22 protein-coding genes and 1 pseudogene are annotated in these 21,876 nt (G+C 49.0%); 8 read left to right on the forward strand and 15 right to left on the reverse strand.

The genetic code is table 11. The features are described from left to right. Window positions 1-66 precede the first annotated feature (66 nt). Together Q0991_RS02175 and larC are read right to left on the reverse strand one after the other, a co-directional pair. Window positions 67-1,089, reverse strand: a pseudogene (locus Q0991_RS02175) (cytochrome P450). Window positions 1,090-1,223: 134 nt separating this feature from the next. Further along, on the reverse strand, window positions 1,224-2,438 hold the full coding sequence (larC, locus tag Q0991_RS02180; RefSeq protein ID WP_299485065.1) for a nickel pincer cofactor biosynthesis protein LarC: 1,215 nt from the start codon (window positions 2,436-2,438) through the stop codon (window positions 1,224-1,226). Between the two features lie 117 nt (window positions 2,439-2,555). Here larC and Q0991_RS02185 point away from each other — a divergent pair, with 117 nt between their 5' ends. After that, a complete protein-coding gene (locus tag Q0991_RS02185; protein WP_299485067.1) occupies window positions 2,556-3,218 on the forward strand; it encodes an L-threonylcarbamoyladenylate synthase in 663 nt (220 codons plus the stop codon). Here Q0991_RS02185 and cobT read toward each other — a convergent pair. The 3 genes from cobT to Q0991_RS02200 form a co-directional block, all read right to left on the reverse strand. Next, window positions 3,215-4,336, reverse strand: coding sequence for a nicotinate mononucleotide-dependent phosphoribosyltransferase CobT (cobT, locus tag Q0991_RS02190; RefSeq protein ID WP_299485069.1), 1,122 nt, complete (start codon window positions 4,334-4,336; stop codon window positions 3,215-3,217). The genes Q0991_RS02185 and cobT overlap by 4 nt on opposite strands. A 4-nt stretch (window positions 4,337-4,340) precedes the next feature. After that, on the reverse strand, window positions 4,341-5,066 hold the full coding sequence (locus Q0991_RS02195; protein ID WP_299485072.1) for a DUF2232 domain-containing protein: 726 nt from the start codon (window positions 5,064-5,066) through the stop codon (window positions 4,341-4,343). A 141-nt stretch (window positions 5,067-5,207) separates the two neighbouring features. Continuing rightward, window positions 5,208-5,909, reverse strand: coding sequence for a Crp/Fnr family transcriptional regulator (locus Q0991_RS02200; protein ID WP_299485074.1), 702 nt, complete (start codon window positions 5,907-5,909; stop codon window positions 5,208-5,210). Window positions 5,910-6,555: 646 nt separating this feature from the next. Here Q0991_RS02200 and Q0991_RS02205 point away from each other — a divergent pair. Next, on the forward strand, window positions 6,556-6,975 hold the full coding sequence (locus Q0991_RS02205; protein ID WP_299485076.1) for an RNA-binding protein: 420 nt from the start codon (window positions 6,556-6,558) through the stop codon (window positions 6,973-6,975). On the opposite strand, the gene Q0991_RS02210 is transcribed toward Q0991_RS02205, so the two are convergent. The 5 genes from Q0991_RS02210 to Q0991_RS02230 all read right to left on the reverse strand — a co-directional run bounded on the left by Q0991_RS02210 (window position 6,972) and on the right by Q0991_RS02230 (window position 11,715). Further along, the gene (locus Q0991_RS02210) at window positions 6,972-7,295 is read right to left on the reverse strand and encodes a 2Fe-2S iron-sulfur cluster-binding protein (RefSeq protein WP_299485078.1); all 324 of its coding nucleotides are present in this window, start codon (window positions 7,293-7,295) and stop codon (window positions 6,972-6,974) included. The genes Q0991_RS02205 and Q0991_RS02210 overlap by 4 nt on opposite strands. Window positions 7,296-7,300: 5 nt before the next feature. Further along, window positions 7,301-8,839 (reverse strand): anthranilate synthase component I, encoded by a 1,539-nt coding sequence (trpE, locus tag Q0991_RS02215; protein WP_299485105.1) that lies wholly within the window; start codon window positions 8,837-8,839, stop codon window positions 7,301-7,303. Window positions 8,840-9,005: 166 nt separating this feature from the next. Further along, window positions 9,006-9,425: a photosystem I reaction center subunit II PsaD gene (locus Q0991_RS02220; RefSeq protein WP_299485080.1), complete on the reverse strand. Its 420-nt coding sequence runs from the start codon at window positions 9,423-9,425 to the stop codon at window positions 9,006-9,008. Between the two features lie 149 nt (window positions 9,426-9,574). Next, a complete protein-coding gene (locus Q0991_RS02225) occupies window positions 9,575-11,554 on the reverse strand; it encodes a DICT sensory domain-containing protein (protein WP_299485082.1) in 1,980 nt (659 codons plus the stop codon). Next, window positions 11,554-11,715 (reverse strand): hypothetical protein, encoded by a 162-nt coding sequence (locus tag Q0991_RS02230; protein ID WP_299485107.1) that lies wholly within the window; start codon window positions 11,713-11,715, stop codon window positions 11,554-11,556. Before Q0991_RS02230 ends, Q0991_RS02225 begins: the two co-directional genes overlap by 1 nt. On the opposite strand from Q0991_RS02230, the gene Q0991_RS02235 reads away from it, so the two are divergent. Next, the gene (locus Q0991_RS02235) at window positions 11,678-12,151 is read left to right on the forward strand and encodes an MEKHLA domain-containing protein (protein WP_299485084.1); all 474 of its coding nucleotides are present in this window, start codon (window positions 11,678-11,680) and stop codon (window positions 12,149-12,151) included. The two genes, Q0991_RS02230 and Q0991_RS02235, sit on opposite strands and share 38 nt — an antisense overlap. 86 nt (window positions 12,152-12,237) lie before the next feature. Here Q0991_RS02235 and Q0991_RS02240 read toward each other — a convergent pair whose 3' ends face one another. Then, window positions 12,238-13,425: an HhoA/HhoB/HtrA family serine endopeptidase gene (locus tag Q0991_RS02240; RefSeq protein ID WP_299485086.1), complete on the reverse strand. Its 1,188-nt coding sequence runs from the start codon at window positions 13,423-13,425 to the stop codon at window positions 12,238-12,240. Between the two features lie 192 nt (window positions 13,426-13,617). Here Q0991_RS02240 and Q0991_RS02245 point away from each other — a divergent pair, with 192 nt between their 5' ends. Further along, complete coding sequence (locus tag Q0991_RS02245) at window positions 13,618-15,090, forward strand: ATP-dependent DNA helicase RecQ (protein ID WP_299485088.1); 1,473 nt, start codon at window positions 13,618-13,620, stop codon at window positions 15,088-15,090. 142 nt (window positions 15,091-15,232) lie between these two features. Next, window positions 15,233-15,691 (forward strand): NUDIX domain-containing protein, encoded by a 459-nt coding sequence (locus Q0991_RS02250; RefSeq protein WP_299485089.1) that lies wholly within the window; start codon window positions 15,233-15,235, stop codon window positions 15,689-15,691. A 91-nt stretch (window positions 15,692-15,782) separates the two neighbouring features. Here Q0991_RS02250 and Q0991_RS02255 read toward each other — a convergent pair whose 3' ends face one another. Beyond that, window positions 15,783-16,322 carry a hypothetical protein gene (locus Q0991_RS02255; RefSeq protein WP_299485091.1) on the reverse strand — a complete coding sequence of 180 codons (540 nt, stop codon included), beginning with the start codon at window positions 16,320-16,322 and terminating at the stop codon, window positions 15,783-15,785. 211 nt (window positions 16,323-16,533) lie between these two features. On the opposite strand from Q0991_RS02255, the gene Q0991_RS02260 reads away from it, so the two are divergent. After that, on the forward strand, window positions 16,534-16,929 hold the full coding sequence (locus Q0991_RS02260; protein WP_299485093.1) for a DUF952 domain-containing protein: 396 nt from the start codon (window positions 16,534-16,536) through the stop codon (window positions 16,927-16,929). A 523-nt stretch (window positions 16,930-17,452) separates the two neighbouring features. Then, a complete protein-coding gene (locus tag Q0991_RS02265; protein ID WP_299485095.1) occupies window positions 17,453-17,785 on the forward strand; it encodes a hypothetical protein in 333 nt (110 codons plus the stop codon). A 36-nt stretch (window positions 17,786-17,821) separates the two neighbouring features. Here Q0991_RS02265 and Q0991_RS02270 read toward each other — a convergent pair whose 3' ends face one another. Continuing rightward, on the reverse strand, window positions 17,822-19,207 hold the full coding sequence (locus Q0991_RS02270) for an MFS transporter (RefSeq protein ID WP_299485097.1): 1,386 nt from the start codon (window positions 19,205-19,207) through the stop codon (window positions 17,822-17,824). A gap of 366 nt (window positions 19,208-19,573) precedes the next feature. On the opposite strand from Q0991_RS02270, the gene Q0991_RS02275 reads away from it, so the two are divergent. Beyond that, window positions 19,574-19,909: a hypothetical protein gene (locus Q0991_RS02275; RefSeq protein ID WP_299485099.1), complete on the forward strand. Its 336-nt coding sequence runs from the start codon at window positions 19,574-19,576 to the stop codon at window positions 19,907-19,909. A gap of 12 nt (window positions 19,910-19,921) precedes the next feature. Here Q0991_RS02275 and mgsA read toward each other — a convergent pair whose 3' ends face one another. Both mgsA and infC read right to left on the reverse strand, forming a co-directional pair. After that, a complete protein-coding gene (gene mgsA, locus Q0991_RS02280) occupies window positions 19,922-21,238 on the reverse strand; it encodes a methylglyoxal synthase (protein WP_299485101.1) in 1,317 nt (438 codons plus the stop codon). Between the two features lie 340 nt (window positions 21,239-21,578). Beyond that, the coding region (gene infC, locus Q0991_RS02285; RefSeq protein ID WP_299485103.1) for a translation initiation factor IF-3 at window positions 21,579-21,876 on the reverse strand (298 nt) is incomplete at its 5' end.

The following is a 21,876-nucleotide window of genomic DNA, read 5'->3' on the forward strand; positions in this document are numbered from 1 at the left end:
GGATAGGGTAGTCGTTTCGGCCACCCTATTTTCTTTGAAATCACACTGCCCTATCTACTGCTGACTCTAGATTTGAAGTACCTTGTCATCCCCAAAGCCGCCAAACTCACAGGTCTCCAGAACTGACCGAAATACCCCACCCACCGGTGGAATAAGCCGCATCACTTCCGTCAGCACCTGTTCTAAGTAGGTCATTTCTCTCAGCCCTTCTAGGGTTAGCGGACTGTCCGTATCCCATTGCTGCTGCTCCTGACGAAGACGGGCTGTAATCTCCGGATGCTGAGCCGTGAGCAAACAAAAGGAGGTGATAGCTGACGTTAACGTTTCATGGCCTGCAAACAGCATCAGCAGCACATTATCTTTCAATTCCTCCTGACTCAGCCCTTGGCCGTCCTCATCACGGGCCTGAATCATCAGCCCTAAGGTGTCATCCCCAGGGTCCGACAGGGACTGTCGGGCTTGAATAATGTCTTCTAATTCTCGTAACAGCAGATCACGACAGCGTTTAGCCCGTCCAAATCGTGTCTAAGGCAACGAGATGGGCAAAGAGAATAATCCGCCACTCCAGGTTTCAAAGTACTGTCCTAAAGAAGTCTGTGAGCCATTATCTAAGCCAACCAATAACTTACAGGCCACATCTAAGGTGAAATTGCGAAGGTCTGGATACCAGGTGAGTGTTTTTGCCTCTAGCCATCGCTGGGTATACTGCTGGGCAATATCAGACATCGCCTCAACATAAGTGGATAGTGTTCGTGGCTTAAACGCTTGAGCCAGAAGCTTGCGACGGTTCCGATGCAGTTCTCCCGTTTGGATCACCAAAGACAAAGGGCCGAGTAACGCTTTCGTGGTCGGAGGCCAGCTAGCTACAAAATACTTATTTTCATTCGTCAACACAAACTGATTGGCTTCCACACCCCGAATCACGATCGCAGGACGGCCTAACAAACGAGTCTTGAAAATAGCACCGTAGGCTTTGTGCTGATTGGTGATGAAATCTGGATCTCGCAGGAACTGTAATGATTCACCAATGATCGGTAAACCGAAGTTACCTGGCGGTAAAGGAAGCGAGTGAATATTACTGACAGTCATTGGTCAAAAGCCAGAAAGATTTATGGGCAAGTTACAGGGCAATCAGTACCACCATCTATCGTATAGTTAGCCACCGATCAGATGCACAACGTCAGTTTCAAAGGGCATTGATTTACAAGGTTAATTTTAATCATTTATTGCTGATTCCAAGCGATTAAGGCCGATTGATACACCTGTTGCCAGGTCAGATTCTGTGCTCTTGCAATACGGGCACAATCTTCATACTCTGGCTGCACATTGACCAGCTTTTGGTGATGATAGGCCAGCTTAATCTGAATAGGACCATAGTCCGTCTCAACAGTCACGAAATTTCGCTTCAGGGGAGTTCGTTGCTGCTGAGATCGCCGGATTCCCAAGGTACTTGTCTCTTGGAAAATGACTGATTCACAGGCCGCAACCTTGTCTGGCTTACAAATCACCGTTAGCAAAATGCCTGGGCGAGACTTTTTCATACCTACTGCCTGAGTGAAGACATCCAAAGCCCCAGCGGTAAACAGAGCATCAAAAACATAGCCGAAGGCTTGGGGATTGAGGTCATCAATTTGAGTCTCTAGAACAACCACTGTTTCCTGGCCAGTCGACGCCGATGAGCTGGATTCCCCCAACCAAATACGAAGAATGTTCGGTAGCGGTAAATCCAAGGTGCCTGCTCCCAAACCCATCTGATGCAGAGACATGGGGGGTGGAGGGCCGAAGGTTTGTGCGAGTGTCGTTGCGATCGCAGCTCCCGTCGGCGTCACCAACTCCTTCTGAATACCGTTGTCATACACCGGAACTTGACGAGCTTGCCAGAGTTGCAGCACAGCAGGAACCGGAACAGGTAACTGCCCATGAGCCGCTTTGACCGTCCCTCCCCCTGTCGGTAGGGCAGAACAGAATAACTCTTCAACACCAAGCCAATGTAGCCCCAGGCAGGTGCCCACAATATCAACAATGGCATCCGTTGCCCCTACCTCATGAAAATGCACCTGCTGAGGCTCAATGCCATGCACCTTACCTTCAGCGATGGCTAAATTGCGAAATATCTCTAAACTCCAGGATTCCACCTGTTTGGGAAAATCAGCCCCAATAATCATCTGCTCAATTTCTGGCAAATGTCGGTGGTGGGGAGGGTGGGCCGATGAGGTTCCATGGCCCCCAGAATCGGCCCCTAAATCAACATAAACGTAAGTCGCTTCCTGGCTTTGGCGGTGAACGGTCTGGACCTGTAGATCAAACTCTTGCCCAACGCCCAACCGGTTGAGATGGCCTTGCAAATAGGATAAGGGGACACCTAAATTCAATAGCGCGCCCAAACACATATCGCCTGCAATTCCGGTGGGGCACTCAAAATAGGCTAGTTTGGTCATAGAGGACAGTTCCAGCAATGGCAACTGATTGATAGAGTTTCAGTTTACTTTACTCATCCTCAGGATTGGAAACCTGTTGCCCCGTTGGGGTAAAACAGGTTGCTCAAGGAGACGAACATGGCACAAATCTATACCATTCATCCCCAAGATCCCCAACAGCGGACGATCGATGCGATTCGGGCAGATTTGTTAAGTGGAGCCGTTATGCTATATCCCACCGATACCGTTTATGCCATTGGCTGTGACATCAACGCCAAAGCTGCGGTTCAACGGGTGAGACAAATCAAACAAATGTCAAATGACAAACCGTTAACGTTTCTGTGTTCCTCCCTTTCAAATATTGCGCAATATGCTCGGGTGAGCGATCCAGCCTATAAAATTATGCGCAAGTTAATTCCAGGCCCCTATACCTTCCTATTGCCTGCCACCAAGCTGGTTCCCAAATTGGTGCAAAATCCGAAACGAAAAACCACAGGGATTCGGGTGCCCGATCATCCCGTTTGTTCGGCCCTTCTAGATGCCCTGGAGACCCCCATTATTTCTACTTCAGCCCATTTCTCCGATCAAGAGAGCGTCCATGGCTGGTCTAAAAAACAAAAGCCTCTCTCCCCTGCCGAGCTATTTGACCATTTTGACAAGCAAGTAGATGTCATTATCGACAACAGTCAGGATCTGAGCTACAAAGTCTCCACGATTTTAGACCTCTGCCAAGATCGACCCACGGTGGTGCGAGAAGGGTTGGGGTGGGAGGCGATCGCAGCTGAATTTGCCTGGGTCTAAGGGTAAGCCTGCTCTCGCAAACGGCGATAGGTTTCCAGGGTCTGTTCAACCGCCCTCAAAATATCTTGCTGCTGCCACCCTTGATAGAGATGGGCTGCGATCGCACATCCCCCGGCACCGACCCCTTCTTTCACAAACCCCTGCTCAAACGCTCGCAACTGTGAAAATCGGGAGGCTGAAAAACTGAGCTGGGTCGCCACCAAGGGGACCTCACCCACCTGATTTGCCAGGGCAACCGTATCGCCGGATGGATCTTCGACAACCCAGCGGGTCGTCCCCACAATAATATTGTCAGGTTGCCAAGCCAGATAACGGGTCCGGGCAATTTGCCTTGCCAAAGCATAAACCGCCAGCATCTGCGTCCCGCCCGCCAACATTACCCCACAATAGCGACTGGCTGCGATCATCATTCCCGCAACCACCACTTGCATTGGATCGCCAACAGCGGCCACTAATGCCAACGGGTGAGCCAGCCAATTCGGAGGCTGTTGATTTGCTTTGGCTAAGCCTCGCTCGACCCACTGGCGCTTTTGGTCATGATTACAGACTGGATGACTGCTATTCACTTGTCCTGCCACCTGATACCCGAAGCCCGTTAATATCGCTTGGGCGGTCGTTGTGCCCCCCACCACACACTCGGCCAATATCAGATATCCCTCCTCCCGTTGCCTGGCCAAAGATTCTCCCCAATTCCTCCCTTGTTGAAATAACCACTCAACGGTGTGAAGCGGCAATGCTGCCCCAGAGCTGATACAACGCGCCGATTGTCCGCCTAAATCAACTGTTGGAACCGGAGGCTGATGGTTAAGCCCGGCATTAAAGATCTGGAGGGGAAACTGTTGGTGCGAATAAATGGGCCACGAAATAAACACAGGAGACACCCCTTGGACCAAATAGGGCAAAGGATACTGCGGTTTTGCCTGAGGGCCATGAAATAGGAATTCAGCATCGGCTAAGGCCGTCAGCCGTCGAGCGGCTGGCGTGGCGCCTGCTGTAGAGATATGGGGAACTAATCCTGTATCCGTAAAGCCCAAGACACAGGCCAATAGTGGTCGGCGTCCTTGGTATGTCCCCAGCCATTGATTGCCATGATCGAACTGGGTATACACCCGCAGCATGGCCTTACTCGTCTTGGTATTCAAGAAAGGTTTGGAGCCACAGGGGTGGATCTGGGATGGATACACCCATGCGATCGAAGACTAGCCAGGCTACCAAATGGACCAATAATATGTACAACAAGGCATTCAGCAAAATTAAGCCAATGGCAAAAAGCTGAACAACAATCACCTCGGGCTGCACTAGCAGACCAATCTTAATGGCAATCCAGTCTAAGAAGCCAGTAATCTGGCGGTTGACGTACAACCAAAGATCTACCCCGACCAGCAATGACAATAAGCTGAGCTGGAAAAAGAAACCAATCGCCATCACGATAATGCTCCATCCCATGGAGATCGCCCAACTCACCTGCCGTTTCCAGAATCCACCTAAAATTACGCCGACTAAACCAAACGGCATTAAAAATTGAATACTTCTAGGCGGCCCCATCAAAATAGAAATTAGCAATGTCGTCACACAGGCACTGATCCAAGCCGACCGCCGCCCCCACCGAAGATAAATCAATGCCGTTGGAATGGGAAAGAAAATCCGTAAAAACGTCCCTAATACTGGAATAGGAACGTAAGTCTGAATCAACCAGATAATAGCTGTTGCGCTCGCTAAAAATGCTGTTTCCACCATCGGCAGGGGGCGTTCAACCGATTGCGGTGGACCGATGGGTTGTTTCCCATAATCGGATCGTTGACGAACGTTTCCTGAGGTCGGGGATCGAGGGAAATCGGGTTCAGACATGGCATTGACGGGGCGTTTGCCAGCATAGACAATAATTTTCGGCTTGCCAAGCGCTCAAAAAATGATAACAGTCGAATATTCAGGACACCGAGCTAGGCGCTACTCAGAGTGGTGCTTAAGTTAAGATCAAGAACAACGCTGTTACAGAATTAAATCTTCCAATGCATCTGTATCGATGATGCACAACACATCTTGATTCCGCTGAATCAGCCCTTTACTCTCTAACTTCCCTAACTGGCGGGTAACGGTCTCCCGCGCCATCCCACTCAGACTACTCAATTCACGATGGGGCAAGTTGGGAATTTCAATGCCCCCCTCTCCTTCCTTGCCTTGTCCTTCAGCTAGGAATAATAAAATATCTGCCACTCGCGACTGAGCATCCGCCTCGCGAAGACGCAATCGACGATTAAGCTGCCGGAGCCGCCGAGCCATCAACTTCGCTAAGCGTATCCCTGCTTGGGGTTGCGTCTGCATGAGCTTAACGAAATCTGAGGAGGGCATATTCGCCACAGTCGTTGAAGTTAGGGTAATCACATCCGTTGACCGTGGAACCTCATCCAAGGGAGCCATTTCCCCAAATATTTCTCCCTTGCCCACAATATTTAGAGTAACTTCCTTGCCGTCAATATTGTAAGTTCGAATCTTGACCCACCCGTTCAAAATGAAGTAAACCGAGCTTCCCCAGTCATTCTCCAAGAGAATCACTCGATTTGCAGGATGCTCGCGGGTTACAACTTGGGCAACGGCTTGATCCACCACTGGATCGGGCAAACCAGCAAAAAAGGGAGTTGAGCGGAGTAATGTGTCTAACTTATCGTCACGAGAACTGTGCCGATCATCCATAAATGTGTAAGAGGGCGAAAAAAGGTTGGTAACAAGGAGTGAAGCATAATTACTGGCTTGAAGCAACCATAACAAACAAACTTGTTAACTAGAGAAAACCTTGAAGGAACGTTGCAGAGACGAATAAGATATGTTACATTTCTTAACATAGAGAAGATGCTTTAATGACTGAAGCAAGCCCCTTTCGGTTCTAATCAGGCTTTTTTCTCACCAACACAGCTTATTGAACCAGTTGATATTCCCCGACTGGTTCTTTCCCAATTGTGAACATCAGCAAGTCTTCAGAAAGTTGTCTGAATTTCATTACTTCAGGGTCAAAGACCGTGATACCTTAAAAGCTGGTGCGCTTTGTTAAAGAGACTTTTCCCTAACCCGTTTATATTAAATTGTGGCTAGATGAATTGATTGTGCAATCTACTCCTCTGAAACCTCATCTACTTCTTCTATGGCTAGTTGTCTACAGGAAGTAGTGCTGTTCCCAATTTCCTGGGCTTATCAATGCAAAGCGGCAGCAGTGGTTAACCAGCAGAGTAATCCAATGGCAACTACCCTGTCATCTTGAGTGGCTTTAAAGTGCTAACACGCCAACACATTCGTTTTTCCAAATTCGCTTGGCTCATATTCTTATCTTCTGGAGGTATTTTCAATGTCCATCCGTCTATACGTCGGTAATTTGCCCAAAGAGTTAGACCGGGACGAACTCGCTGCCTTGTTTACTGCAGAAGTAGGTGAGCTGACGTCTACAAAAGTCGTCACTGATCGGAAGACGGGTAAATGCCGCGGGTTCGGCTTTGTCACCGTGGAAACTGAGGAGCAAGCTGATCAAGTCATTGAAAAGCTGAATGGGCACATGTTTAAGGACAGTGCTTTGAAAATCGAGAAAGCTTTGCCCAAAAACAAAGAGGGCAATGGCAATCAGACGACTGGTAACAATGCACCTCGTCGCAACAATTCCAAAGGCAAATCTCGCAACCATACTCAAGCGGAAGCTGCTCAGCCCGATCCCAGATGGGCTGATGAGTTAGAAAAGCTAAAGGAAATGCTGTTTGCTCAGACCCAGTCCTAATGCTTTTGATATAGCGAGGTTTGATACAACTGATGCTCTTGATGGGTTTCTAGCACACAATCTGATCGGGGATAGGCAACGCAGGTAACGGTATACCCTTGGCCTATTTCTGTCGGATCGAGAAATTGTTGCTCACTTTGATCAACGTCTCCACTGATGAGTCGAGCAAGGCAGGATGAGCAGTTTCCTTGCCGACAAGCCGACGGGATGGGGATTTGATTCTCTTCAGCAATATCCAGAATATATTCATCATCAGGAATATGAATGGTTTGATCCAATCCCAACCTGTGATTGATAAATCGGACTTGATAGAGGGGCATAACTATTAGGTCCCTGTCTGAACACAATGGATGGCTTGTAAAAGTCCCCTGGCTTTATTCAAAGTTTCCTCATATTCTCGCATCGGATCAGAGTCAGCAACGATTCCTGCCCCAGCTTGAACGGAAACGAGATGTTGTCCGTTTTTTTGCTGACGAACAATCATGGTCCGAATTGAGATCGCGGTATTTAACTGTCCTTCGAAATCATAGTAACCATACACCCCTGAATAGGGGCCTCGCCGACACCGCTCTAATTCATGGATAAGCTCCATGGCCCGAATTTTGGGGGCACCACTCACGGTGCCCGCAGGGAAGCAGGCTTTCAGTAAATCCCAGGCGGTTTTCCCCTTTTCCAGTTCACCTACCACGTTACTAACAATATGCATAACATGGGAGTATCGCTCGATTACCATTAAATCCTGGGGTTTAACCTGTACAGTTCCCTTACCACAAACTCGTCCTAAGTCATTCCGGCCCAGATCAACCAGCATGACATGCTCGGCAATTTCCTTTGGATCTTGTAGCAGTTCTTCTGCTAAAGCTACATCTTCCTGAAAGGTTTGTCCCCGGGGCCGTGTTCCGGCAATGGGCCGCACGGTCGCAGCGAGTCTCTTGGCTCCATTAGCCCTATATTCGGCTTTGACCATCACTTCTGGACTTGACCCAATAATTTGCCAATCCTGAAAATGGAGATAGGACATATAGGGGGATGGATTGATTAAGCGTAACGAACGATAGAGTTCAAAAGGATCGCCTTGGTAAGGGGTGGACAAGCGCTGAGATAAAACAACCTGAAAAATATCTCCAGCTTTAATATGGTCTTTGGCCCGTCGGACATTTTGGCAAAAGTCTGCCTGGGTGATGTTGCTGGTGAAAGTGGCGGGCGTCGATTGAGAAGGCGTCATGCCGGTGAGTTCTAAGCTTTGTCGATCCAGTGGCTGTTGCAGCTTTTCCACTAGATGATTGACGCGATCGCAAGCCTGGCGATAGGCGTCTTTCAAATGTGGCGTCTGTTGGAGATCAGCATAGGCAATCACCCAGATCTTCCGTTGAACCTGGTCAAAAACCATTAAATTATCGACTTGCATCCACAGACCATCGGGTAGATCTGAGGCAGCCGGCGAATGGATGGGAACACGGGGCTCAATCCAATGAATCAACTCATACCCCCAAAATCCCACCAGCCCCCCGATGCCAGAAGGGAGTTGAGGAAGATGGACGGGATGATAGGGGGTTAAACAATCCTGCAAAACTTGAAACGGATTCCCATCAAATACCTTCGTAGACCCATTGCGCTGGATTTGGGTGGTTTGCGGCCCTCGCGTCTGGAGGACCCACATTGGATCGCACCCCAATAAACTATAGCGGGCCAGGTGTTCTCCCCCTTCTACTGACTCCAACAGAAAACTGTAAGGTTGCCCGGCACAAACCCGATACCAAGCAGAAACAGGCGTATCCAGATCTGCAACCCATTCTCGATAAACCGGGATAAAATTTCCTGATTGAGCTAATGTTTCAAATTGGTGATATTCAGGCAAAATCATGACCGCTCCGACCTCAATGGGGAAGAACAATGGGCCATTATCCATCCCCCCTAGACATCATAAAAAAAAGCTGAACCCCGCCATGGGTGGGGTTCATGCTTGAAGGTATATATAGCAATGCTAACAGGAAGCTACAAATGAAGCATCACTGTGGCAACAATGGCGATTAATCGTAAGTATTCTTACCGGTGTACTTAATCGACCCCGGATTTGGATTTTCGCCAATGGAACGGGCAACACTATTGACGGCTGTGCGACCTTCATTGACTTTCTCTGGGAAAACGCCATCTTTGGGATGGATCAAGGTGTTAGACCCGTCTGGCAACACCCGATAGATTTTGTAGTCCATAATCTTCTTGGTGCGAAGTTGTCTAACACCCAGCGCAAGGCATTGCTCCTTGCGTGCGAGATACAAGAGATTTGCTCCTTCGTTCATCACTGCCGCACCACCGGTGGGCATTTCGAAGACTTGCTGTTTAGGGCTTGTCCAGGTGATGGCATATTTCTCTTCTGTCTCAGCGCTTGAAAGCAATCCGCCAGTGCTGCCACCGAACAATGGAGTTTGTCCAGTCAGTGTATCTGCCATTAATTCTTCTCCCGATACGGTCTTGAATGAGGTACCTGAATCTCTTCTAGAGGGCATCCTACCATCGCGTTTGCCCCCTTGAATCAAGTTGGGCTGGATCTGTTACAGTTCTTCAGGGATGGGGGAGGGCAAGGGGAATTCGCTGTTCGCTATCGCTGATTTGCAACCTGCTGTTGGGGAGTAGCGGATTGGGGTGGTTTAGGAACCTCAATACTGCGAATTGTGAAGTGGATGGTCGTGCCTTGGTTTTTGCCTCCTGATTCTGCCCAAATGTCTCCACCCAGGTTTTGAATAATTTGGCGGCAAATGGCTAATCCTAAGCCTGTTCCTCCTGTAGTTCGCCTGAGGGCACCTTCTTCTTGATAAAAACGCTCAAATACGGCACTGAGGCATTCTGGTTCAATCCCCCGTCCAGTGTCTGTAATCGTGACCTTCAACATATTTTTGCGAGCAACTGTGGCTTGGATCCGGATTGTCCCGCCAGGGTCGGTAAATTTGCAGGCATTATCCAGGAGCTTTGCCAACACTTCTACCAACCACTCTCCATCCACTTGCGCCAACGGCAAGTCATCTGGAATAAGAACTTCTATCGTAGGCAGGTCTTGGTTAAACTGTTGGGCATTGATATTACTGAGCGCTAAATCGATACATTCTCTTAGCGATAGGGGTTCTGAATTCCATTCAACCCTGCCACTCTCTAGCCGGGATAGGGTTAAGAAGTCCTGGATCAGTCGACGCATTCGTTCCGCGTCAGTTAGGGCTGTGCTGAGCATTGTCTGTTGTAAGTCAGGCGCCATATCGGGTTCACTGGTCAGACTTTCCAGACAAATTTGAATCGTTGACAGGGGCGTCCGCAGCTCGTGACCAGTTATGGCAATTAAATTGCTGCGGGCTTGTTCTAAGTCTGCGAGCTGCTGGTTGAGGATGCCCAGGTCAGCAAAGGATTGAGCCTGAATAAGGGCAATTCCAATTTGAGTTGCGATCGCATCAACCAACGAAATCTCGGCTTCTTTCCAAACTATCTCCCCCTCAGCCCCAGAATGATGGAGTTCAACCATACCCAACAAGCGGCCTTGATACCACATTGGCACCAACAACATTGCTTGCAGGTGAGCTTTCTGTACCCAAGCATGAAGGAATGCAGAATGCTGCAAACGCTGATCGGCCATGGCGTTACTGACATACACCCACTGTTGCGTCTGGATAACATCCTGAAACCAGGGGTTCTGGCCTAAAGGCCAGAGTTGATCTACTACTGAGGGTTGCCCTGGGCTGACAAATTCATACTGAATCTGGGCGGTATGATCCTGGGCTCGGCAGCGATAAATAAGACAGCGCGCTGCATCTAAGGCTTGGCCCAGCTCCTTTACCGCTACCCCCAACACATGGTCTGGGTCTAGGGACCGACGAATCGCCGCCGTAATTGAGTTCACTAGGCGCTCTTTTCGAGCCTGGGTGGCGATTTGACGATAGGCTTTCTGTTGGCGATATTGACTGGCCTGCAAATAGGTTACCAGCCGATTCGCAAAGGGGCCAGGATCCGCCTCCCGCACTGAAGACGCCACATAGGGAACGATTTGAGCGAGTGCGCTTGCAACCTTTGATTTGAGTGGAGGACGATACCGACAGATTCGCTTCAGGAACAGGTAGGCCGCCTGACAACTGACCCGCCGATCAAAGGTCCAAATTCCCTCATAACGCCGGGCTTGATCCATATGAGGGGTTTGGAGCGTAGCTGAAGTCACAGGGGGGAGATGTTCTCGGCACGCTAAACAAGCCGCATATTGTTGTCCCACAACAACGACATGCCATTCCTCCGTTAACGGATCATCTTCCTCAAATGCAATGGTTTCATAGGGATCCGATGAATTTTTAAAATCCTGTTCAGGGGTTGCCAGGATGTACACTTGGGGGGATCGCTCAGCCAAACGGGCATAGCGATGGAGGGCCTTGCGATAATACCGTTCCCGCTGGCAGCTAATAATCACCAAAGGGTGATCCGTCCCCGCTAAGACTTGATCTTCCATCGCTCTCGATAAAGCCGTAAGGGAAGACTTAAAATACATTTGAGGTCTGAGTTGGGATTGCGCTTCTAGAAGCTCCTGAATGAGCGAGGTAGCAATGATCATTACCGTCGGCTGCGATCGAAAAGCGGCGTACTCCGCCAAATCCAGCCTACTCGATTCTCCCAACCATACTGCGGTCTAGAAGAAGGCAAAATATTTATCACACCGGTAAACCGTCGATTAGCTATGAATTTGGCGTCTTGTCCCTGGTTAGAAGCCGACATAATTTGTCATAGTCTCAGACTCAATAATAGTTTTATGCATTGGACAGGAAACCGTCTTACGGACGCTCCGTTATCACCAGAAGAACTGGCTAAATGGTTATTCCAGGCTCCATTCGTTTTACTTTCCCACGGCATAGAATCTGACCCCATCCTGAATTATGCCAACCAAGCTGGCCTAGATCTTTGGGAGACGAACTGGTTAGCCCTAACGCAAATGCCTTCTCGTCTAACAGCTGAACCCTCTGAACGGAAGGATCGGGCTCAGCTGCTCAATCAAGCCACCCAGACTGGATATCTAGCCCATTATCAGGGAATCCGAATTTCCACCACAGGCCGCAGATTTGCAATTGAGGATGCAGAAATATGGGATGTTTTAGATGAGCAAGGGCAAAAGTGTGGACAAGCAGCGAAATTCGGCCATTGGCAATATCTATAGCGTGAAGGGTTGAAGACATCTCCTCAGCCCTTGCGGCCCATGTCTTTAAGGGCGGTCACCTCTAGACCATATCCACATCAAATGTCCTAATTCTTCTGACTTAATTGCGAAGGTAAAGGGCCTGGCTTCACGGAAATAACCTTTTTGGAGCCATTGCGGGTGATGCCAAGCTTTAAGGCGCTCCCTAAGGAAGTTGCATCCACTTTTTGCTGAACTTGACTCGCTTTGCTAATGGCTTGACCATCAATTTCACGAATAATATCTCCTGGGCGCAAACCTGCCGCAGCTGCCGGAGATTTAGGGATAACCTCAAAGATTAAGACCCCTTTCTCTTCCTTGACTTGAAAGTCTACATCCGGACTGCTATTAATTCGCTCTTTTAGCTCAGGCGTTAAGCCTGCCATGCGAATCCCCAGAAAGGGATGATCGACTTTACCCTTCGCAATCAGTTGATCTGCGATTCGTTGGGCCGTTTTGATGGGGATAGCAAAACCGAGCCCCTGGGCGCCCCCAATGATCGCGGTATTCATGCCAATCACTTCACCCGCCTGATTGAGTAAGGGCCCTCCAGAATTCCCAGGATTAATCGCAGCATCCGTTTGAATAAACCCGACCCGTTTGTCTGGAACCCCTACATCGTTGCTGGTCCGACCTGTGGCGCTAATAATGCCAGCGGTTACAGTATTATCCAGCCCCAAGGGATTGCCAATGGCAATAGCCCACTCTCCTGGCTGTAATTCATCAGACTGACCCGTTTTGACCGTGGGCAGGTCTTGAGCCTTAATTTTAATGACGGCAACGTCTGTTAAAGAATCTTCCCCCATGACGGTTCCTTCAAAGCTGCGACCATCTTTAAGGACAACGGTGACCTTATCAGCCCCATTGACGACATGGGCATTGGTTAGCACCAATCCATCATCGCTAATAATGAACCCTGACCCGGTTCCCCTTTGCACACGGGTGCGGGGCTGCCTGGGAATGTCGCGCCCAAAGAACTCTCGAAAGAAGGGATCGTTAAATAAGGGGGAGCGTCGACGACGAACCGTCCGGGCAGAGTCAATTCGCACAACAGCTGGACCCACTTTTTCCACTGCCCGAGCAATAAAGTTGGTATCAGTTTGCCCAGGAAGCGTTTTTGGTAATTGAGCCACACTCGGTTGAGGTAACAAACCATTCCCTGGAAACACTTGTGTTCCCAAGAGTGTGCCCATTGAACCCACTAACAAAAGGGATAGATAGGTTGCGGATTTTTGGACTGAAAATTTCGCAGGCATATCAATCGAAAAGAATAGGACTAAATAAGATGAATAACAGTCAATAGGGGGGGCACAACGGATCAAAACTAGCTTTCTAGAGGGATAACGAGTAGTATCTCTAGTTGAGTTAACCGCTTTCCTTCTAAGTTGTTTCCAAAATGGCGTTAGCTGTTTGGACTTTTTTGCTCCAAGTAATGTTTCCTAAAAGTTATGCTTGACCGTTCATCTGCTTGGAGTCAGGCTGTTGCTGGCTTGCAACAATTTTGGGGATATAATCAGTTCCGCCCTTTGCAAGGCGAGGCCGTCACGTCCTTACTCATGCACCAAGATACGTTGGTGATGCTTCCCACAGGATCGGGGAAATCGATTTGCTTCCAGCTCCCGGCACTGTTACAGCCTGGACTCACAGTTGTCATTTCTCCCCTAATTGCATTGATGGAAAACCAGGTTCATGCACTTCAGGAAAAGGGACTGCCTGCAGAAGCGATTCACAGCCAACTTTCTTCACAACAACGGCGACAGACCCTTAAGAAAATTGAGCATCGCCAGTTACGCCTATTATATCTATCTCCAGAATCGCTGTTGAGCAAACCGGTTTGGGAACGGTTATGTGATCCCCACTTGCAGCTTCAAAATCTAATCGTGGATGAGGCCCATTGCATTACCCAGTGGGGGAGTAGTTTTCGCCCGGTCTACCGTCGTTTAGGGAGTGTTCGTCCTGCATTAACTCACCCTAAAGCCGCGCCCTCTTCGGCCTTGACGATTGCTGCCTACACGGCAACCGCCAATTCATCGGTGCAGAAAGACATCATTCAAGTCCTCAAACTCCGAAAGCCTGGGATTTTAAGCGTTAGTCCTTATCGCCCCAATTTGGATTTAAAAGTGGACATTGCTTGGTCTCCAGCTTGCAGGCGTCAGCAATTGCTGCGGTTTATTCGCCCCCAACGGGCTTTATCAGGGTTGATCTTCACATCCAGCCGCAGATTAAGTGAGTCTCTAGCGACGTGGCTCATCCGCCATCATCTGAGAACCGAGGCCTACCATGCGGGATTAAGTGCCTGGCAAAGACGCCAGATTGAAGCACAATGGCTTAAGGGAGATTTGCCGTTTGTAGTCTGTACCAGTGCGTTTGGTATGGGCATTGATAAACCAGATGTCCGCTGGGTGGCTCATTATCATCCTCCCCTCAGCCTCAGTGCTTATTTACAAGAAATAGGACGGGCGGGTCGAGATAATTTGCGATCGCAAACGCTACTCTTAGCCAGTGAACCGACGGGTTGGCTAGATCCCCAGGATCGGCAAATACGACACTACCATTGCCAGCACTTAAAACAGCAGCACCGTTCTGCCCAGCGGTTGATGCCAAAACTACCCCGAAAAGGGCATATTGACGAAGTAACACAAAACCATCCAGGGGCTGATTTAGCCCTTGCCCTCCTCCATGAAGGGGGATGTCTTGAATGGGAGGATCCGTTTCACTTTCGAATCAAAGCATCCCACCCATTCAATACGTCTGCTTTAAAGCCTCAACTGGATATGGTGGATTATCTGTACACCCGCCAATGTCGATGGCAATTTATTTTGCAGCGGTTCGGATTTCCGCCGAAGGCCCAACCGTTTCACTGTGGACATTGCGATCGCTGCCGTTCGGCTAAGGGGCATTTTCTCTACTCCCGAACTTAAATCGTCGGAGTTAACTCTTGGATCCTTCCTGCTAATTCAAGAGTGGGCAGAACAGATTTCTGGGGTTGGTATGCGCCGATGCCAATACTTTCGACAACTTTGAGCTAGGATTTCAGGGATTAAGCAGGAGAAGGCTGTGCTTATGAGCGCTGAAGAAAACCCGTACTCCGTTGCGATCGCAATCCTGTATCAACTCGATCAGCCCCAAGATCGCTACCTAATGCAACTTCGAGATGATATTCCAGGCATTGCCTACCCAGGACATTGGGGATTCTTTGGTGGGCATTGCGATCCGGGTGAGCATCCAGACGATGCCATTCATCGCGAACTTATAGAAGAACTGGGTTATCGCTCCTCAAACCTTAAGCTGTTTGATCTGTATCCCGATCCGGGCGTTATTCGCCACGTCTACTATGCCCCTCTCACGGTCCCCCTCTCTGAATTAGACCTAATGGAGGGGTGGGATTGGGGATTCTTCTCCCCTCAGCAAATTCAAGATAGCAAGCGGTATTCCCAGAAGGCCCAAGGCGTCTTTCCATTAGCCTATCCTCACCAGAAAATTTTGCTGGATTTTATGGCATTCCAGGGCCATCAGAATTAATCCAAAAAGGAATCCCCTATGAGTGCTAGAGACCCATAGAGGATTCAGTGATTTATCAAGGTTTGTCTGTAAAAGGGGATGAGAACTATACCTATTGAGGATCGTCAACCCGCACCGTCTCCTCTTCGCTTGCATTCTCAGGCTGGCTAGCTTCAGTTGCACTGGGTGCGCTTGCAGGCGTTGGGGCAGGGGCCGGAGCGGGGGCCGGAGCCGGAGCGGGGCTAACTGCCGCCGCAGGCTTACTAGCAGTCTTTGCTGCTACTGGCTCTTTAGTTTTTTTTTCCGGTACTTTAATATCTAGGGTAGTTCTAGCTGTTTGTAGGGTTTTATCTGCCCCTTCCTTCGTTGCTAACCACAATGATTTCCCAGCCTCAGCGACCAGATTGCCATCTTCTGTCTCGCTAGCTTTGTCTTGGAAGGATTTCACACTGCCGGATACATCATCTATCCGATCTCCAATCCAACCGATAGCAGCAACAACCAGGAATAGGATATAGCCAATCATTAAAAAGGTTTCTTTGCCAATCTCCCATAGCAGAAGGAAGAATTGCTTTATTAGGTCCCATGTCTCTTTCGCTGTGACCAAGCCCCACCATTTGTCAAATTGTTCTTTAAATGGGTTTTTACTCATCAAAGATATCTCCGCTCCAAGAAACCATTTGCCACTACTATCATGGACTGTTGTTTGAACCGGGTCAATCCGGTTCGGTTATGGAAATCTATCTTTTTTTCAAAGACAAATCAGAACTATTGAACAGAGTGGATCTGTGTCTTAAAGACTGGAATACTGGGGAGTTCAGCACTGAAAAGAACGAGACTAAACTTTAGGGGAGAACAAAACTATGGTTGCAGGGGATGTGATAATCCCCATCAGAGCCGACATTAAGCTTGAAACGATGATTTTCCATATTGCGCAAGAAGCTGATTGGTCCGCCGCCCAAACTACGGGGGAATATAAAGCCTTATCCCTTGCAACTGAAGGTTTTATCCACTGCTCAGATCAACATCAAGTGTTGGAGGTTGCTCACCGCTTGTTTAAGGGCCGCCAAGATCTCGTCCTGTTAAACATCGATCCCTCCCGCTTGGAGGTGGTAGTGCGGTATGAGAATTGTGAAGGCGGCCAGGAACTGTATCCCCATGTGTACGGATGCATTCCGCTAGCAGCAGTCATCACCGTATGTCCATTGAGGCCAAATGCTGCGGGGAAATTCACGCTACCAGCGGAACTAAGCGACTAGATCTTTATGGAGCTAACAGCGGAGACTTCAAGGGAGGCAGAGGTGAGATCCCTATTCTTTAAGGTTAACCGCATCCAATCTTCTGGGCTGGAGATCCGTATGTTTACGGAAGTAATGTGCTAAGTAAAATTTTTTTGAGCATGCGGAGAATAAATCCAGCAATTACTTATACCTTCACCGCTTAAAAAATAAAATTACCTTGCAAGATGCCTGATATTTTAGCCACTTTTTTTAACAAAATCTAGGGCTTGCAACCCCTCACTGACAATATTTATGGCGAGGTTAGATTGTCAGGGAATAATGTTATTTTGAGTTTTTTATATTTAAATTCTTTATATTTTCTCTAAGTTAATTAGTATTCGAACTAATTTTTAAACTTCCGTATTTCCCATGATGTCTGGTTGAGATTTGTTCGTCATCATTAGGATATACAAGTTATACCAAACTTCTACGGAAAACTTATACCGTAACCACAAAGATTGTTGAACGCTAAAAGCGCTTCTAGTTGCCCCAGGATTGAATGATGAAATTGCTCCAAATTGGTGTCCTCACAGGTTTAGCTACCCTTGCCTTCTTACCGATAGCTAAGGCAGAAGCAATGCCTCAGAAGAAATTAGATGCGAATCAGCACGGGTTTGCCAAAATGGCTGCTGACGAACTGCCTACGATGAGGGGGATGGGCCAGACCTATGTTGATCCTTCTCCCACAGTCACGGTGTCCCAACAAACAACGACTCAAAAAGCTCAAGCTCTAAAACATTCTCTTTCAGCAGTCCAGTCTAATCAGCGGGTGCAGACTATTGTTGGCAACCAAGTCTTTTTGTCTGGACAAGCCCAGGCGGTCTACCAGAAATAATGCCTCGACCCGGGAAGACTGAGGACGATTGCAGGTCTAATGAATCTGCGATCGCGGATTTGGGGCAACCCAATTGAGCACCAAAATAATCGGTGGAAAGAGACAGAAGCAATAGAGGCCCATTTTGTAGGACCCTGCAAAATCCTTGAATAAGGCCATCCAAGACGGGCCAATGGCGCTGGCAAAGACGATACTCATCATTTGCACCCCTGAAATGGCTCCTAAATGAGTCCGACCAAAGAACCGGGGTAACGCTACCGCAGATAAGGTGCCAAAGCAACCGCCGCTCGCGCCTAAACCTGCAATGGCTAGCCCGCGTAAAGCAGCACTATCGAGATTTGCCATACAGGCGATGCCAACCCCCAGGGCGGTCATCATTCCCATAAACAGAAATTGCAAGCGAATTCGATCGGCAGCTAGGCCCATTAAGGAGCCTGTTAGGGTCGACACCAAGGCCATAGGCAAAAAAAGCGCCACGGCATGGGCTTTGGTTAATCCCATTTCTGCCCCCAAATCAACGATATGGAAGGTGATTCCCGTAATCGCTAGGGCTTGGCAGGATAAGGCTAATGTCACTGACCAAAATGCCAGAGTTCGAAGGGCTTCACCTCGGGTAAAATCTCGGGGTTGCTCGGCTTGGACCAGAAGTGGGTCTGGAGCAGAGAGAGCGAGTTTCCCATCCATAGATAGCCCACATTCTTCGGGGTTATCTCGATAGAAAATCCAGCCAAAACTGCTCATCCCTAATCCGACGATTAACCCCATCCCCACCCAGGCCCAGCGCCAAGTTACTGCTTCGATCCAGGCATTGAGAAGGGAAGGCGTAGCGGCAAAGCCAAAGGAAATAAAAATACCCGCAATGCCTGATGCTAGCCCACGACGCTTATCAAACCATTTCCCTAAGGTGTTGCGACTAGACAGGGTCAGCATCCCTTGACCACTAAATCTCAGACTTGTGAATCCCAATACCAGCAAGCCGAAAGCAATATAAGTTGAGTTGGGAAAATGTAGGGCTAGGCTCAGAGATATGGCGATGCGATCGCACACGCTCATATATCCCAAGGTCAGCCCCAACCATACCGAGGCCAACACCACCGACAGGCGCGTTCCAAATCGATCGAGAAACACCCCCCCAAAGGGCAACAGCAATCCGCTGGTCACCGTGCCAATCAGATAGGCATTGCTGAGCTGCAGCCGTGATACCCCCGTTGCCTGAATCAGGTAATCCGTAAAGACACTAACCCCCATCGTCTGCCCGGGGATACTCATGATGATCCCGATAGTGCAGGCGGCTAAAATCGCCCAGCCATAGAAGAAAGGCAGTTTTCCGGGGTCAAAAGGCCAATGGGGATGGAGCAGCGGATGGATCTGTGACGAATATTGATCGGTCCGCTGCTTAGACAATTTATTTCGCAATCTCATGCAAAACCTAGGGAGACGATGGGCGCAGAGTCTTCAGCTTAACGAATTAGCAGGCGCTGATAGAGCGAATGCTTGCCCAAGTGGTGTTGAATATTAATCCGCCGAGAAAAATCGGTGGAGAGTGCACGGGTTCATTCTCCACAAAAACTATTTCCTGGTAACCTGCTGCTGGAGAAAAACAGCACCGTTATCTGTACCCATATCAAATCCACCATCCAATATTCAGGCACCCCTCGCCACTCATTCTGATTCCACTTTTCAACGTCGATAATCTTCAGCAATCTGATCACCTCACCTCAGAGGCCCATCATCCTCCTCTCAGATTCCAGTTCTAGATTGAAGTTAACCACAAGCGAGGCACAGAAGATGACTCCGAAACGTATACTCTCCACCACATTACTCAGCTTATCCGTTCTCACAATTGGCATCAGCGAAGCCAAGGCTGCCGAGATTGGTGTGTCCTCCGATCTGAAAGAACCCCAACTCGTCTCCTTAAAATTCAAAAAATTCGGTCATCGTCGCCACGGATTTCACGGTCGCCGCCGCTTTCGTCGGCGTCATCATGGTCGACGTCGTTTCCGCCGCTTCCATCGCTCCCCTAGTTTTGGTTTCAAGAAATTCAAGGTTTTGAAGAAAAAGCATCACGACAAACCCCATCACGATCATGAGTTTCACCCTGACCAGAAAGGTTTTTTTCGATAGTCAGTATGCCTTTCAGTTCAATTGAATTTCAGGTTCAAGAGCGTCTTGATGCAAATCGGTTGACTCCGGTGCAAACACGATCAACCCCCGGGGAATGCACTCCACCTCGATGGGGGTTGTTCCCACCATCTCTCCATCGACCACCACTTTCTGGGGGGGATGGGTTTTTACCTTGACGCGATGGGTTTGCAGATTGATAATGTCATCTCGATTGGTGGGTTTGCGCATCAAGGCAGCCCCCACTAAATTCACCATCGCCCCAACGGCTTCCAAGTCAGTTTGGGGGGCACCAATGGTAATATCCAGCAGTCCATCATTGGCATTAACGATTCCAGCCCCTTGGGCCATTACCGAAGTAGGGGGGGCGGCATTGGCAATCGTAACCGCACCGGCATTAAAGGTTTTGATTACGCCTTCAACTTCAATCTCCGTTTTAAAGAGTTCTTGCTGATTAAACTGCTTAATCCCTTCCATAATGTAGGCAAAGGCCCCCCAGCGGTTTTTGGCTTCTCGGTCAGCCCGCTCAATCACTTCCGCCTCTAAACCAATCCCGGCCAACAGAATCATGGGCTGATCGTTACACTTGGCCACATCCACTACCCAAGTCTTCCCTTGAACAATAATGTTGCAGGCGCTTCGAATGGGCATAAATCCCTGAGAAATATTGAGGGCTGCCGCAAAAGCATTGGCGGTGCCTCGGGGAATAATCCCCAGAGGAATATTGGTTCCTATCAGTGCTCCTGCCACAGCGGAGATGGTGCCATCTCCACCAGAGGCCAAAATTAGATCGGCTTGCGCTGCAATGGCATCTTCTACCAGTTCGCTGGGATGGGTATCTGGAGTGGTCAAATGCACCACCAGTTCCATGGCTGGACTGAGGCGTTCTTCGATCAAGGTTAGATCGTGATCGGCATTGCCTTGGCCTGAGACTGGATTAAAAATGAGATGGGCAACACGGGTGCGGCGCAGTTGCTCTAAGATGGCTGCCGCAGTGGCGATATTAATAGCGAGGGGCACATCATAAACAGCACAAATTCGCTGCAGGGCCTGAATATCGGGTTCATGAGGTTGGGCATATAGTGGATCGACCAGGAAAATAACGGCGGTGACGTTTCCCTCGGCGACTTGGGTAGAGATTTGGGCGTCCCCTCCCATGGGTCCCGACAGCATTCGCTCCACATCTAGGTTGGTGGCGTCTTTGATCCGCTGTCCGGTCGTACCGGTGGCGATAATGCGATACCGACAGAGAACGGGTTGGTATTGCTTGGCAAATTCAACGATTTGATCTTTTTTGTGATCGTGGGCGATCAGTGCGATCGTAGCTGCCATCCCTTTGCCTTGACTTCAAAACCTTTGTTTTTTATCGATCATACGGTGTTTCGTATGCTTGGCAGCGAATATCCATTCATGTTGAGAATGCGCTCCGTACAACATCCTTATTACGGGGAAGTCGCACAATTATTCAGGGGTAGCTTCCCTCAACTTGGGAAATAGGTCATCAAATCACCAAAAAGTGGCTCTCAACAAAATCCAAATATAAGCCTTGAATCTCAGCGGCTTAACTTCTCCAACAGGGGCGAGAGGAGTGCTGCATGTTGCAAATCCTACTCCCCTCGCTGAATTTCAATCTGTTTATGGCTGCCTTCACCTTAGAAAGGCACGGCTAGATTTAGGCTGGAACAAGCTGCACAATCAACGCCCGTCGATCAAAGATTTGAACTTCACCCACCTGGCTTAAATCCGTGATCACTCTTTGTAACAAATCTGTAGCGCGATCGCGATGTTGATGCTCTCGACCTCGCAAACGGACTTGGAACTTAACGCTGTCCCCTTTTTCTAGCCACTGCAATGCTCTACTAATGCGGACTCCATAATCAGCCTCACCTACATTGGGGCGGAGTTTGACTTCTTTGAGGGAAGGTTTGGAAGAAGACTGTTTCTGCTTTTTTTTCTGCTCGTATCGATAC

It is taken from the genome of Acaryochloris sp. IP29b_bin.137, assembly GCF_028285745.1.
GTDB lineage: Bacteria > Cyanobacteriota > Cyanobacteriia > Thermosynechococcales > Thermosynechococcaceae > Acaryochloris.

Bases quoted from the DNA above. Each gene is read 5' to 3' on its own strand.
- Q0991_RS02260 (WP_299485093.1), top strand. From the start codon at position 16,534: ATGGTTGCAGGGGATGTGATAATCCCCATCAGAGCCGACATTAAGCTT.
- Q0991_RS02270 (WP_299485097.1), bottom strand. From the start codon at position 19,207: ATGAGATTGCGAAATAAATTGTCTAAGCAGCGGACCGATCAATATTCG.
- Q0991_RS02255 (WP_299485091.1), bottom strand. From the start codon at position 16,322: ATGAGTAAAAACCCATTTAAAGAACAATTTGACAAATGGTGGGGCTTG.
- Q0991_RS02200 (WP_299485074.1), bottom strand. From the start codon at position 5,909: ATGGATGATCGGCACAGTTCTCGTGACGATAAGTTAGACACATTACTC.
- Q0991_RS02225 (WP_299485082.1), bottom strand. From the start codon at position 11,554: ATGATCATTGCTACCTCGCTCATTCAGGAGCTTCTAGAAGCGCAATCC.
- Q0991_RS02265 (WP_299485095.1), top strand. From the start codon at position 17,453: ATGAAATTGCTCCAAATTGGTGTCCTCACAGGTTTAGCTACCCTTGCC.
- larC (WP_299485065.1), bottom strand. From the start codon at position 2,438: ATGACCAAACTAGCCTATTTTGAGTGCCCCACCGGAATTGCAGGCGAT.
- Q0991_RS02210 (WP_299485078.1), bottom strand. From the start codon at position 7,295: ATGCCCCTCTATCAAGTCCGATTTATCAATCACAGGTTGGGATTGGAT.
- Q0991_RS02245 (WP_299485088.1), top strand. From the start codon at position 13,618: ATGCTTGACCGTTCATCTGCTTGGAGTCAGGCTGTTGCTGGCTTGCAA.
- Q0991_RS02220 (WP_299485080.1), bottom strand. From the start codon at position 9,425: ATGGCAGATACACTGACTGGACAAACTCCATTGTTCGGTGGCAGCACT.
- Q0991_RS02185 (WP_299485067.1), top strand. From the start codon at position 2,556: ATGGCACAAATCTATACCATTCATCCCCAAGATCCCCAACAGCGGACG.
- trpE (WP_299485105.1), bottom strand. From the start codon at position 8,839: ATGATTTTGCCTGAATATCACCAATTTGAAACATTAGCTCAATCAGGA.
- Q0991_RS02195 (WP_299485072.1), bottom strand. From the start codon at position 5,066: ATGTCTGAACCCGATTTCCCTCGATCCCCGACCTCAGGAAACGTTCGT.
- Q0991_RS02250 (WP_299485089.1), top strand. From the start codon at position 15,233: ATGAGCGCTGAAGAAAACCCGTACTCCGTTGCGATCGCAATCCTGTAT.
- mgsA (WP_299485101.1), bottom strand. From the start codon at position 21,238: ATGGCAGCTACGATCGCACTGATCGCCCACGATCACAAAAAAGATCAA.
- Q0991_RS02235 (WP_299485084.1), top strand. From the start codon at position 11,678: ATGAATTTGGCGTCTTGTCCCTGGTTAGAAGCCGACATAATTTGTCAT.
- Q0991_RS02275 (WP_299485099.1), top strand. From the start codon at position 19,574: ATGACTCCGAAACGTATACTCTCCACCACATTACTCAGCTTATCCGTT.
- Q0991_RS02240 (WP_299485086.1), bottom strand. From the start codon at position 13,425: ATGCCTGCGAAATTTTCAGTCCAAAAATCCGCAACCTATCTATCCCTT.
- Q0991_RS02230 (WP_299485107.1), bottom strand. From the start codon at position 11,715: ATGTCGGCTTCTAACCAGGGACAAGACGCCAAATTCATAGCTAATCGA.
- Q0991_RS02205 (WP_299485076.1), top strand. From the start codon at position 6,556: ATGTCCATCCGTCTATACGTCGGTAATTTGCCCAAAGAGTTAGACCGG.
- cobT (WP_299485069.1), bottom strand. From the start codon at position 4,336: ATGCTGCGGGTGTATACCCAGTTCGATCATGGCAATCAATGGCTGGGG.